At 37.5% G+C, this 13,616-nt stretch carries 12 protein-coding genes; 2 read left to right on the top strand and 10 right to left on the bottom strand.

Annotated elements, in window-relative coordinates:
* From ES948_RS07770 to ES948_RS07740, 7 genes are all read right to left on the bottom strand, one after another.
* A partial coding sequence (locus ES948_RS07770; RefSeq protein WP_152184384.1) for a peptide deformylase occupies positions 1 to 767 on the bottom strand: 767 nt, incomplete at its 3' end.
* Positions 768 to 777: 10 nt separating this feature from the next.
* Positions 778 to 2,049, bottom strand: coding sequence for an RNA polymerase factor sigma-54 (locus tag ES948_RS07765; RefSeq protein WP_152184383.1), 1,272 nt, complete (start codon positions 2,047 to 2,049; stop codon positions 778 to 780).
* Between the two features lie 15 nt (positions 2,050 to 2,064).
* Positions 2,065 to 2,787, bottom strand: a complete 723-nt coding sequence (gene lptB / locus ES948_RS07760) for an LPS export ABC transporter ATP-binding protein (protein WP_152184382.1) — start codon at positions 2,785 to 2,787, stop codon at positions 2,065 to 2,067.
* The gene (tsaE, locus tag ES948_RS07755; RefSeq protein ID WP_152184381.1) at positions 2,775 to 3,191 is read right to left on the bottom strand and encodes a tRNA (adenosine(37)-N6)-threonylcarbamoyltransferase complex ATPase subunit type 1 TsaE; all 417 of its coding nucleotides are present in this window, start codon (positions 3,189 to 3,191) and stop codon (positions 2,775 to 2,777) included. Before tsaE ends, lptB begins: the two co-directional genes overlap by 13 nt.
* Positions 3,188 to 4,174 carry an anthranilate phosphoribosyltransferase gene (gene trpD / locus ES948_RS07750; protein ID WP_152184380.1) on the bottom strand — a complete coding sequence of 329 codons (987 nt, stop codon included), beginning with the start codon at positions 4,172 to 4,174 and terminating at the stop codon, positions 3,188 to 3,190. Before trpD ends, tsaE begins: the two co-directional genes overlap by 4 nt.
* Positions 4,174 to 4,422, bottom strand: a complete 249-nt coding sequence (locus ES948_RS07745; protein ID WP_152184379.1) for an RNA-binding S4 domain-containing protein — start codon at positions 4,420 to 4,422, stop codon at positions 4,174 to 4,176. Before ES948_RS07745 ends, trpD begins: the two co-directional genes overlap by 1 nt.
* Positions 4,423 to 4,523: 101 nt before the next feature.
* The gene (locus ES948_RS07740; RefSeq protein WP_152184378.1) at positions 4,524 to 6,380 is read right to left on the bottom strand and encodes a putative bifunctional diguanylate cyclase/phosphodiesterase; all 1,857 of its coding nucleotides are present in this window, start codon (positions 6,378 to 6,380) and stop codon (positions 4,524 to 4,526) included.
* A 93-nt stretch (positions 6,381 to 6,473) separates the two neighbouring features.
* On the opposite strand from ES948_RS07740, the gene ES948_RS07735 reads away from it, so the two are divergent.
* Positions 6,474 to 7,409 (top strand): class I SAM-dependent methyltransferase, encoded by a 936-nt coding sequence (locus tag ES948_RS07735; RefSeq protein WP_246153848.1) that lies wholly within the window; start codon positions 6,474 to 6,476, stop codon positions 7,407 to 7,409.
* On the opposite strand, the gene ES948_RS07730 is transcribed toward ES948_RS07735, so the two are convergent.
* Positions 7,406 to 9,094, bottom strand: a complete 1,689-nt coding sequence (locus ES948_RS07730; RefSeq protein ID WP_152184387.1) for a YgiQ family radical SAM protein — start codon at positions 9,092 to 9,094, stop codon at positions 7,406 to 7,408. The genes ES948_RS07735 and ES948_RS07730 overlap by 4 nt on opposite strands.
* A 153-nt stretch (positions 9,095 to 9,247) precedes the next feature.
* Here ES948_RS07730 and ES948_RS07725 point away from each other — a divergent pair, with 153 nt between their 5' ends.
* Entirely contained in the window at positions 9,248 to 10,912 is a 1,665-nt protein-coding gene (locus tag ES948_RS07725) for an AMP-binding protein (protein ID WP_152184376.1), read from the top strand.
* A gap of 11 nt (positions 10,913 to 10,923) precedes the next feature.
* Here ES948_RS07725 and ES948_RS07720 read toward each other — a convergent pair whose 3' ends face one another.
* Both ES948_RS07720 and ES948_RS07715 read right to left on the bottom strand, forming a co-directional pair.
* Positions 10,924 to 11,850 carry a manganese-dependent inorganic pyrophosphatase gene (locus ES948_RS07720; protein WP_152184375.1) on the bottom strand — a complete coding sequence of 309 codons (927 nt, stop codon included), beginning with the start codon at positions 11,848 to 11,850 and terminating at the stop codon, positions 10,924 to 10,926.
* A gap of 26 nt (positions 11,851 to 11,876) precedes the next feature.
* Positions 11,877 to 13,616 carry a hybrid sensor histidine kinase/response regulator gene (locus ES948_RS07715; protein ID WP_152184374.1) on the bottom strand — a complete coding sequence of 580 codons (1,740 nt, stop codon included), beginning with the start codon at positions 13,614 to 13,616 and terminating at the stop codon, positions 11,877 to 11,879.

Genomic DNA, 13,616 nt, shown 5'->3' with positions numbered 1-13,616 from the left:
TTTGTGAGTTCTATGGCACTTGTACCTATGATATTACCTATCTGACACGAACTACAGTTTTTATACTGCTTTCCTTCATACTGTGCATAAAAGAAATAGATAACAATAAGTCCAAGCATAGAGGCCATCAGATAATTTTCTACCCTTGTAAGTGTTTGCAGTGTCTCTTCACTTACAAAAAAACTGCCGATAAGCCCAAGAATCGCAGAGATAAAAAAGACTCGAAAGACCTGCAGAATTCTGTCGCGTTTAAAGACTGTCGGACAGCCGTTATCTGTAATGGCATCCGTACCAAACTCCAGTTTTGAGTCAAAAAGCTTTCTCTCTTCATCAGAGAGTCTCACACGGAAGTTTGAACCAAAAAGATAGTCTATTTTACGCTGAATCGTAATGGAAAGATCTCCATCAGCCTCTAAAAACTGTTGTTTGCCTTCTCTGTCTTCATACATCACTTTTATCTTCTCATAACGTTTGGTCTTTGCACTAAGACCTGGGAAATAAGCAGTTGTTTCAATCGGCTCAACTGTTCCCTCACGCTTAATGATTCTTGGATTGATTATCTCCACATACGAACCATCTTCATTTTTAATAACGATTACAGCATACGCAGAGCCTATCTGAAAGGCTGCAAGTGCATTTAAATCATTGGCTTGCATCGTATCTTTAATATCATCAATCAAATCATATAACTCTTGATTAAAATGTCGTACATTTCCGCCGAACTCCAGACTCGGTGTTGTTGGGTATTTTATTATTTCTTTTATCATTATTATCCTTTTATCCGCCAAGTTGATAGAGCTTTTTACGCTCAGATGAACCGGCTATATTGAGTTGTTTCCTATACTTAGCAATGGTACGGCGTACCATTTTTACCTTGAACTTCTCTTCTATTTTTTCTAACAGTTTCATATCGCTGAGTGGTTTTACCCTATTCTCCTCTTTGACAAGTGAGACAAGGTACTCTTTGATGGCTGCATTACTGACATCTTCATCGATAGCTGTTGTGAAGAACTCTTTCATTGCAAGCACACCTCTGTCACAAGCAATGTACTTGTTTGCGATGGCACGGCTGATAGTTGAAGGATTGTGTCCAAACTCATCAGCAAGTGTTTTGAGAGTAAGCGGCATAATACGGCCACCGGTAAAAAACTCATACTGATATTCAACTATCATCAACCCTACTTTATAGAGCGTTGCCCGACGCATATCAAGAGCATCAACAAGAGATTTTGCCTCTTTTATCTTCTCTTTGACAAAATCATGCTCTACCCCATAGGAAGTATCGATATTGATAGTCGGGTAGTAGGCATCATTGAGCTTGACCTCTATCTCATTATCATCATTAAAGTATATCATTAAATCAGGTACAATCTGCGCAGAATCCTCTTGATACTCAATATTTGGCGGATTTTTAAAACTCGATATCACCTTCATCGCTTCTGTAAAATGGGGCTCTTTTGCAAAACTGTGAATATCTTGCATGTTTTGAATAATAGTTGCAGCAAGAGAATAGGCTTCATTACTTATCTCGGCATTATCAAGCTGAAACAAAAAGCTCTCTGCAAGATTTTTTGCTCCTATGCCAACAGGCTCTATAAAAGCAAAACGCAGACGAACTTTCTCAAAAGCATCCTCATCAATTGCATGCTTTTGACAAAACTCTTGAGTTTTACCTTCATAGTAACCGTTTTCATCCAGGTTTTGCACAACAAACTCGGCAATCTCTTGAGAAATCGGTGTCGGAAAGAGTGGTGCACCAAGTTGCTCGTCAAGTACTTCAAACAAAGAGCGAGATTGAATGGTCAATGCTTCTATCTGTTCTGTACGTGAGTTACTTACAGCACCGGAGATGATCTTTTTGGGAATCTTTTTCTCAAAATCCTCTTCATATCCGTTTTTAATTTCAACAACAGGGTTTGCTTCAACAAAAGGAGCCATCACCTCTGGAAGGTCTGAGAGCGAGGAGTGTAGTATCGGTAACCAGTTACGCAGTGTATTTGAGAGTTTGTGCTTTGTCTCAACCCCTTGCGTCTGCCTTAATGCTCCCATCTTTTTCTACAATCCTTACAGCTTAAAGCTCTCACCAAGATAGTGCTTACGGACATCAGGGTTTTTCCCAATCTCTTCACTTGTTCCACTTGCTAAAAGCTCACCTGATTTAATAACATAGGCTCTGTCACACACATCCAATGTCTCACGCACATTGTGGTCCGTTATAAGTACACCGATATCGTACGATACCAACTGATGGATTACCTTTTGGATATCCATCACAGCAATTGGGTCAACTCCGGCAAAGGGTTCATCAAGCAGTAAAAACTTTGGCTTGTTTACAAGTGCACGGGCAATCTCAACACGACGACGCTCTCCACCTGAAAGACTAATTCCTTTTCGATAGCGAATCGGCTCAATGTTAAACATATCCAGAAGTTCTAAAATTCGCTCTTCCTGAGCTTTTTTATCTTTGATGCCAACCTCTGCTGCTATCATCAGGTTATCTTCTACACTCAAATCTTTAAAGATGGAAGCCTCTTGCGGAAGATATCCAATACCCTTACGTGCACGCTGATGCAGCGGCATACCGATAAGATCCTCTCCGTCAAAAAAAACCTTTCCGTCACTCGCCTCTACAAGTCCACATATCATATAAAAAGTAGTTGTCTTCCCTGCACCGTTTGGCCCCAAAAGCCCGACAACCTCTCCGCTGTTTACTTCAAGGCTCATGCCCTTAACTATCTCTAACTCTTTTATCTTCTTCTTTAAATCTACTGCTTTTAATGTGTGCATATGCTGTACTCTCTTGCTTTATCTGAAATCTTTTTTATATCTATTGTCATTACATCAATCCCTGCGGACTCTAAAAGCTCAACCAGAGCATCATCACCCCACTCTATAAAGTGCAGTCCCTCTTTATCCAACTCTTCTAACATCCCTAAAGAGATGAAATGCTCCAGTCCATGATTATAGATGTCATAATGAAAAATCTTCTCACCATAACACTGCTGTAGGGAAAATGTCGGTGATGTCACCTCTTCATCACAGCCTAACTTTTTTGCGAAAGCTTTCACAAGTGTTGTCTTTCCAGCTGCCAAATCTCCACGCAAGATAATAACACCGTTTGAAAATGTATCTAAGACATCCTGCGTGAGCTTATTGAGTTCATGTAACTCTAGCTTATACTCTTTTTTCATAGCTTGTTTGACAACTCTACAATCTGTTTTAGCTTTTTCTTCGCACGAGCATTTGCAAGTGCTTCACGCCCCATCTCTAACCCATCTTGAATATCACGAGCCAAACCATCCACCATCAGTGAAGCTGCCGTATTTAAAAGTACGATATCACGCTGTGCATCTGTTGATGTATTATCAAAGATGTTAAACATAATTTTTGCATTTTCTCTGGCATCACCACCGGCTATTGCTTCAAGCGGAGCGCATTTAAGTCCATAATCTTCTGGATTTATCTCAAACTCTTCGAGCTTACCATCTTTTAGACGTGTGGCATACGTGACACCACTGATACCTATCTCATCCATCCCCTCCTGCGAGCTAACAACAAGAGCTGACGCGGCACCGTTTATTTTCAACGCTTCAGCCATCTTTGGTACAAAAGCTTTGTCGAAGACACCAAGCATATATTTTTTGATGTTTGCAGGATTTGTAAGCGGACCTAAGACATTAAACACTGTCTTTGTATCTATGGACTTACGCACCGGCATAATGAACTTCATCGCAGGGTGATGGTTCTGTGCAAACATAAAACACCATCCGGCTTCTTCTAAGAGTCTTGCATTTTGCTCTACAGAAAGGGCCAAGTTAATACCTAAAGCCTCAAGTACATCTGCACTCCCACTCTTTGACGTGATAGAGCGGTTTCCATGTTTTGCAACAGTTGCTCCACAAGCAGCAGTTAAAATAGAAGTCGTTGAAGAGATATTAAAAGAGCCTATCTTATCACCGCCAGTACCTACGATGTCAATGGCACGCTCACGCAACTCTTCACTTATTGGTAAAGGAATTGCAAAAGAACGCATCACATCTGCAGCAGCAGCTATTGTCTCAACAGGAGTATGTTCATTCAGCTCAAGTGAGAGTAAAAACTCACGCATCTGATCATCACTCATTTTATGTTCAAAAAGTTTTGTAAATTCTGCTTTTGCCTCTTCATAATTCATTATGAAATCTCCTTGATATACTCATGCTGGAGTGATTTTGGTGTTGATTTTGTTGTAGGAATCTGCAGTACTTCATACTTTTTTGGCTCTTTGAGATAGTTGATGGTTATGACACTCCCAACCTCGACATTTTTACTCGGTTTTACCACTACACCGTTTATCTCTACAACGCCATTTGCAAGCATATCCTGTGCAACTGAGCGTCGTTTTGTAATATTTACAGAGTTTAAAAATTTATCTATTCGCATTCTTTGAGTTTCCAAATAATTTTTAGTTATTGTAGAGTAATTAAACTAAAAGAAATCTAATAAAGTAAAAAAGTTGGAACATTTTTTGCGCTAAAGTTCTTCTAGAGATAATTTTTCATTTTATAATACTCTTCAAAATGCTCTTTTTTGAGTGGTTTTGAGAAAAGATACCCTTGGAAAATATCACAATTCAGTTCTGCAAGGAACTCTTTTTGATACTCTTCTTCCACTCCTTCAGCAACAATTGTCAGATTAAGGTTTTGTGAAATGTCTATAATGGACTTTACCAAAGATGCTTGCTGTACATTAGAGAGTTCTGAGATAAAAGATTTATCAATTTTGAGTTCATCTATTGGAATGTCACGTAAATAACTCAAAGAGGAGTATCCTGTTCCAAAATCATCTATGGAGAAATAAACATGCACATGTCTGAGTCTGTTAATAATATGAATAAGTTTTTTTGTATCATCATAGGTACTTGTCTCTGTGATCTCAAAAATGATCCTTGTATCAAAATTCGCCACACTGTACTTTTTAAAGAGTTCAAAAACACGCGGTACAAAATCTTTATGTAAGAGTTGACGCATACTTACATTGATAGATATCTGTTGCAAACGTACCCCTGCCTGTGTCCATTTTGCAAGTGTTCGGAGTGTATCTTCAAGAATGTAATCACCAAGTTCAATGATATAGCCATTGCTCTCAGCTATCGGTATAAAAACCTCTGGAGAGATAGTGCCTAAGTCACTACTCTCCCAACGAACAAGTACCTCACACCCGATTATTCTGCCCTTCACATCGACCTGTGGCTGATAGAGCAGGTCTATCTCTTGATTTTTTAAAGCAAAATGCAGATGTCTTTCAATATCAAGCTTCTCTTCAACAAGCTTGCTAAGCGCATCATTAAAGACTATAATGCCATCTCTCCCTCTATGTTTTGCTTCATACATAGCGATATCTGCCTCTTTTAAAAACTCATTCGCCTGTAGTTTTGGGTTATTGATAATACTTACACCAATACTTGCACTGATATAAAGACTACTGCCGTCAATACAATAGCTCTGCTTAATTGCATCAAGCAATTTAGTAGAAAATTCTTCCGCATCTTTACGACATGCTTCTTCAGTATCAAAACTGCACTTTCCAAGAACACAGAACTCATCACCACCAAGTCTCGCTGTGATATTGCCATATTCTACGGCTAGATTCTCCATCCTATGAGCAACTTCTTTAAGAAGTTCATCACCAACATCATGCCCCAAGGTATCATTGATAATTTTGAAATAATCTAAATCAATTAATAACAGATATGTATACTTATTAGCATTTTGTTTGCTCGAGCTCTCAAGCATCTCTATAAAATAGCGTCTATTTCCAAGCCCTGTCAAATAGTCATGATAGGCTTGAAAACGACTCTTTATAAGATAATCATGTGTATTTTTTGCAGCATACAGTAAGACAATGGCCAAAACAAGTGTAAAAAAGGCTAAAAGATAACTGTACACTTCACCAACAGCTATAAAATAAATGGTGATCGGTAACATCAAGGCTACAACGGTTGAGATCACAAGCTTTTTTTGTGAAGCTAAAATAGTCGAAGCAACAACTGAACTTCCTAGTTGTGTTGCAATGGCTATATAGTGAAGATTGATATTGTCTTTAAAAACATAATAAACAAACATCAATGTCCAAAGCGAAAAATAAACGAACATAAATATACGTACTTCCGTAAGCCAACTCTCTTTTTCTTCTATGGTCATATCATTTGAAAAGAGTCTATAAAGATAATAACCCCACCATGAGATACAAAGCACAATTATGTACCACATAATCTCCACATATAAAGAACTGTAAAGATAACCCATCAATATATAACCAGGTGAAGTACCAAGCGTCAAAGCCAAAGCCATGGCAACTTGTCTGTACATAAATTTATAAAAACTTATATTATTATTCATCTCTTCTCATTTACAACTATTTGAATTTGTAATAATTATATCACATTTTCATCACAAAATTGTGGAATAATTCTTGCAAGTTGGAATAGTATGATGAAATTACACACCTTACATTTATTTGAAATAATAGAAACATTAACAAAAGTCCTTAACTGCAAAAAACCGAAAGAGATCATAGAGTTTGTAGTTGTCAATCCAGATATTACAACTTCTACATACAATGGTACACATATAAAAATAGCTGATGAAGATGTTATCTACAGAGGATATAAAAGTTGGATTGATTTGGCACATGCTCTTGGTTGTAGAATGCTCACACCAAAGCCTGTAGATGAAAACTTCATCCTTATGAGATATGAAAAACTTACACAAGACAGCTTTCATGCAAGCAATGCGGACAAAGAAGATAAATATGGCACAGAATCTATATTCTCACAAATCTATAAAAACGAAGAAGCAGGATTTCTTCATTACTTCACGCAAGCTTTGCAAAATGTCAAACTCTCCTCACATAGACGTATTTTAAATCTTGGTATCAACAGCGGTGATGAGTTTGAAATAATCAAAGAGATGGCAAAAAATTTCTCAGAGTTGGAACTTGTAGGTATAGACTACTGTGCTTCAGCTATTGAAGCAGCAAAAGAGAAATTTGAAAAAGATGACAATATAGAACTGCTGTGTGCTGATATAAACCACTTAAAAGAACTCAACTTGGGAGAGTTTGACCTAATTATAAGCATAGGAACACTGCAAAGTTCTAACTTAGAGTACAATAAACTCCTTATGTCCATCGTTCAAAACCAACTCTCAAAAAGGGGTGCTATGATACTAGCATGGCCAAACTGCCGCTGGATAGATGGAGAGATGATTTACGGTGCAAAGATGAAAAATTATAACTTCAGTGAAATGTCCAATCTTTACAAAGATGTCAACTTTGCAAAAAAATATCTGCAACAAAAAAAGTTTCGAGTAACTATTACGGGAAAAGATTATATCTTTGTAACTGCTACTTCGATTCTAAAAGATTAAGAAGCAAACCCTGAGCAAAAGTTGTCTTTTTTCACAACTATCTGCTTTTGTTTCTCTTTACTCTTTGTATCTTTTTCTACAAAGATCTTCTTACGAGTTTTTGGGTCCATCTCTGTGTAGTACATGACTGCTGAGTATGTTGATGGTGTTGGTGTAAAGACTTGTGCCTGTTCGGGATTCATCTGTAGCTCTTCACTTGTAAAGCGTTTCAGTTCATGCATATCACTCTCGGTACATCCGGGGTGTGCAGCTATAAGATAGTAGGTCAAGAACTGTTTTTTACCCTCTTCTGCATTGAGTTTGTCATACATCTTTTTAAAATCTATCAGTGTCTGCTTACCAGGTTTTCCCATCAGTTCAAGTACATGTTGCTGTGTATGTTCCGGAGCTACTTTCATCTGTCCGGAGATATGGTGTTTGACCATCTCTTTAAGGTAAGTATATCCGTGCTGCTTATCTTCTGTAATGAAGTCATATCTCACGCCACTTGCTACAAAGGCTTTTCTTACACCTTCAACCTGACGTACTTGACGTAAAAGGTTGATGTTTCTTGAGTGGTCTATCTTCATTGTTTTACAGAGATGATTTGCATCGACACAGCGTTGATGGTCACAGGTACCGAGTTTTAGCTTTTTACCGCACTCATACCCATACATATTTGCCGTAGGTCCGCCAACATCACTGATAATTCCCTTGTAATCTTTGTACTTGTTAAACTCTTTTGCCTCTTCGAGGATGTTTTTCTCACTTCTTGTACGAATAGTTCTGCCTTGATGCACACCAATAGCACAGAAGTTACACTCTCCCCAGCATCCATGGTGTGTCATGATGGAAAATTTAATCGTCTCCAGACACTTCACTTTGCCATCTTTAGCATAGTAGGGATGCAACTCTCTTGTAAAAGGAAGCTTTGAATTGGCATCCATCTCATCTTCATTGAGATAATCACATGGAGGGTTTTGAATCAGGTAGCGTGTATCTACAGGCTGACAGAGTCCATTGGCTGAGATTGGGTCATTATTGTCATAAAAAGCATCGAAAAGATCGATATACTTCTCTTTATCATCCAAACACTCTTGATGACTTGGCAGTTGAATATACTCATATACAGGCTCTTTAGAGATATAGCATATTCCTCGAATATCACGATAATCACGTTTATCCTCTATGGCCTTTGTAAGTTGTTCTAAGGCAATCTCACCCATTCCATAGATCATCACATCAGCTTTAGAGTCAAAAAGTATGGGTTTTTTGAGTTTATTTGACCAGTAATCATAGTGACTCACACGACGAAGTGAAGCTTCAATACCGCCAAGGACAATCGGCACTGTATTTTTAAAATAGCGACGAATTAAGTTTGTATAGACAAGGACTGCTCTGTCTGGGCGTTTGTTGTTTTTTCCACCCGGAGTATAGTCATCTGAATTTCTAAACTTCTTTGTGGCTGTATAGTTTGACACCATAGAGTCAACACTACCACCACTAACACCCCAGTAAAGACGTGGCTCTCCAAGACGCATAATATCATCAGGTGAATCAATATCCGGCTGACCTATCATACCGACCTTATATCCCATTCTCTCAAGCATACGACCAACCATTGAAACACCGATAAATGGAGAGTCTATGTAAGCATCACCACTTACTAAAATCACATCACAATAATCCCATCCACGCGCATCCATCTCTGCGCGTGTTGTTGGAAGAAAATCTTTAGCTGTAAATGTTACGGTATTACGTTTTGGCTGTTTGCTTTTGTGTCGTCTGCTCATTGTTATGCCTGATTGGAATATTTTATGTATAATAATACTAAATTTATATACAAGAAGAGATTATATATGCTATATCCATATGAAAACTTAGAAAACTTTACACTTCCGGCACTGTTAAACCGTTCTGTCAAACTCTATGGAGAAAGAGATGTTCTCTCTAAAGTAGGTCAAGAACCTATGAGCTATAAAGAACTTTATGAAAATATCTTCAATATGATAAAGATTCTAAAAGACAATGGTATAAGAAAAGGTGACAAAGTAGCACTACTGAGTGAAAATATGCCAAATTGGGCCATAGCCTACTTTAGTGTTACCTATTTTGGCGGGATTATAGTCCCTATTTTACCGGATTTTCATCCATCTGATGTACAGCATATCATTCGTCACTCAGAAGCAAAAGCTGTTTTTGTCTCCAACAAACATCTGCAAACCATAGAAGAGCTTGAAGACTCAAATATGAAGTTTGTTATCAAGCTTGATGATTTAACACTTGTAGATGAGTTAACCAACCACAGCTATATGTCCAAACTCAAACAACGTATAGCTTCTAAAGAGCTGCCAAAGCCTGCAGAAGATGATATGGCGGCACTGCTTTACACTTCAGGAACTACAGGACACTCAAAAGGTGTTATGCTCTCACATAAAAATCTCGTTACAAATGCCATGAGTGCTTACAAGAATATAAACATTACTCCAGAAGACACTTTTTTATCTATCTTACCACTTGCACATACTCTTGAGTGTACTGTTGGGATGATAGTACCTATACTTCACGGAGCAGATGTTGTCTACATTGATAAAACACCAACACCAAATGTACTCATCAAAGCTTTTAGTGTTGTACAACCGACTATGATGCTCTCAGTTCCACTTATCATCGAGAAGATTTACAAAAACAAGGTACTGCCAAAGTTTACAAGCTCAGCTCCTATGAGATTTCTTTATAACATCCCGTTTGTAAGAAAAAAACTCAACAAAATTGCAGGGAAAAAGCTGATAGAAACATTTGGCGGAAAGCTTCGGTTTTTAGGAATTGGTGGAGCCGCACTCTCTCCTTTTGTTGAGAAATTCCTTGCAGAAGCGGATTTTCCATACATTATAGGATATGGACTGACAGAAACATCTCCACTTATTGCAGGTACACGACTCGACCATACCCCAAAAATCGGCTCAACTGGCCTCCCTATGGTTGGAGTGGAAGTTGAAATCCATGAACCAAATCCAAACAATGGTGAAGGCGAAATCTATGTCAAATCTCCAAGTGTAATGCTGGGATATTACAAAGATGAAGAGCAAACAAAAGAGGTAATGGATGGAGAGTGGTTTAAAACAGGAGATCTTGGTTATCTTGATGAAGACGGTTATCTGTTCATAAGCGGAAGAAGTAAAAATGTCATCATCGGCTCTGGTGGAGAGAACATCTATCCTGAACAGATAGAAGCCATTATCAATCAAAATGAGACAGTTCTTGACTCACTTGTAATGGAAAAAGAGGGTAAACTTGTAGCTAGAATTCACTTGGATTATGAGCTCATAGACAAACTCTTTAAAGCGGATAATACACCGGACAGTGAAGTAAAAGAGAAGATAGACAAACTTCTAGAAGATATGCGAAAGGAAGTAAACGCACAACTTGCATCTTTTTCAAAGATAACAAAGTTCATAGAACAAATCGAGCCTTTTGTAAAGACTCCAACGAAGAAAATCAAACGCTACCTCTATACTGAGTAGCGTTTAATCTTTTAGAATTGTGGCTGAACGAAAGGAACGACCTGTTTTTTACGACTAAGAACACCCTTAAGCCATGCTTTGTTATTTTCTAGTTTTACATTAAAAGCAGCTTCTATTTTGCTTGCATCGTCAGATACTACAAGGAGTTTTGAGCCCTCTTTCATGATATCTGTCAAAAGAATAAGAACAGTATGCAGACCATTCTCCTCTTTCATCTTTTTCATATCTTCTAAAAGTTCATCCTCACGTGGCTCTAAGACTGTGATATCCACCATCTCAAGCTGACCGATACCTACTTTTGTACTGTTCATATTGAACTCTTTATAGTCACGTGTATTTAAATCACGTGCAGATGCACCATCGACTGCAGATTTTACAATGAACATCTCCATTGCAAGTTGTTTATAATCTTCTATGCCTGCAATTTGAGCTAGTTCCTTTACGGCTTTTGTATCTACTTTTGTACATGTTGGTGATTTAAAGATAACAGTGTCACTTAAAATTGCAAGCATCATCATTCCCGCTATCTCTTTTGGCACGTCAACACCATAGCATCTGTACATCTCATAAATAACTGTATTTGATGATCCAATTGGTCTTATCCACGCTTCAAGTGGCGTAGATGTGATGATATCACCAAGTTTATGGTGGTCAACAATACCAACAATAGTTGCTTCATCAATATCATCCTGGAAATGTGGTTTGTCAGTAGAGTCTACAAGATAAACCTTCTCACCTGCTACAGAAGTTTTTAAAGCCGGCTCTTTATCTGCATATCCGAATTTTTCTAAGATAAATGCAGTCTCAGCAGAAATATCTCCCTGTTTTACAGGAATATACTCTTCATTTTCTACCTGATTTTTAAGATATGAAAGTGCTATTGCACCAATAATAGAATCACTATCTGGATTTCTGTGTCCAAAAACATATACTGACATTTTTAGCCTTTGTAATTTTTGTCGAATTATACTATAGAATTTTTTAATCGAGAAACTTTTTGCTTGTACTGCTGCATCATATTGTTAATAGCATCAATTTCAAAAAGTTCGATCTTTACAAGAAGTTTATCGGCAAACTTGACCATATCCTCTATAGCACAGTCCAGTGCTATGCTCAAAAGCTCTTCGGCAAAAAGTTTTATGGTATCGAGATCGTGGGTTTTAAGGGCCTTATCATAGAGTTGATTCAGATTTTTTGATGTAAGTTGGGAAAAACGCTCTACTTGAGATCTTTGAAGATTCTCAAAACTCTCTTCATCTTCTGAGATTAAACTATATGCATGTTCATCTTCTTCTTTGAGAACATGTAAAGAGATTTTAAAAAGCTCAGATTTTGACAATGGCTTTTTCAAATGTCCAGCAATTTTGGCAGCATTAAATTTCAGACCAATGCCTCGTATCTGTTTCTCTGTTAAAGTGATGACAGGAGCATCACTGATACCTTTTAAGATTTTTGAAACAGCATTGTCATCACTTGTCAAGATGTCAATATCAATAAAAATCATATCTACTTTATTATGCTTCAAAGCTTCTATGGCATCTCTTGGGTTGTCGTATGAGAGTACTTTTAAGGCACTCTCAAAAAATGAATCACGAATGAGGCTTCTCACCTCTGCATTTTCATCTATCACCATAACTGTTCCACCGCTTGGTTTGATAAGTGAGAAATCGATCATATCTTCATTATACTCTTTAGAGTCAGCACTTAAAAGCACTACTTCCACACCAGTAAGTGCAAAAATAAATTTTGACCCTTTACCGACTTGAGATTCAACAAAGATATCTCCATTCATGAGTTTAGCCATTCTTTTATTTATAGAAAGGCCAAGTCCTATTCCCCTTAGCTCTTTTTCTTTGGAACTTTCAAAGATTTCAAAGATTTTCTCTTTATCTTCATCTGCGATACCAGAACCGCTGTCCTCAACAGTTAAAAGAAAGTTAATGGAGTTTTTGGCAATGTCTTTACCATCTTCTTCAAGTTTTACACATACATAACCTTTGTTTGTGAACTTAACTGCATTTTCTATAAGATTGGCAAAAATATCTTCTATTTTTGACTCATCCAGCATCAACGAATCTGGAATCTTTTCATCAATGTCTAGTGTAAACTCCAATCCTTTCCGGCTTGCCTCTTCTCTCTGTGTTCTGACAATATTTTGTATCAGTGCTTTGATATCTACAGGTTTTTCTTCAAGTACAAATGTACCCTTTTCAACACGTGAGAGTTCAATGATATCATCAAGCATTTCCAAAAGCTTTTTACCTGCACTGTAGATATTTTTCGCATAGTTTTGCAGTTTTGCGTTTTGACTTTCTTGAACCAAAAGCTCTGCAAAGACAATGATTGAGTTCATCGGACTGCGTATCTCATGTCGTATGTTTGAGAGAAATTCTGATTTTACGTTATGTGCTTCCTGTGCAATTGCTTTTGCGTCCTGGACACGTTTTTTATGTCGTTTTATCTCTGATTGCAGTGATTCAATCTTTTTAATCTGCTCCAATGCCAAACGACTCTGTGAACTGTTTTTTGCATATTTTATAATTTTTTCTTGGTCTATAATTTTTGCTTTTAACGTATATATCTCATCTTCAAGAGCCTTTTGATGCTCTAACTGTTTTTCTTTTGAAATTTTTAGAATTACAAAAAAAGCCATTATCAAAAAAATGATTGCAGCTCCAAAAACTATCAACTCATGATCATACAT

This window comes from Sulfurimonas indica, assembly GCF_009192995.1.
Lineage (GTDB): Bacteria > Campylobacterota > Campylobacteria > Campylobacterales > Sulfurimonadaceae > Sulfurimonas > Sulfurimonas indica.
This window is presented reverse-complemented; position numbering and strand designations above follow the sequence as displayed.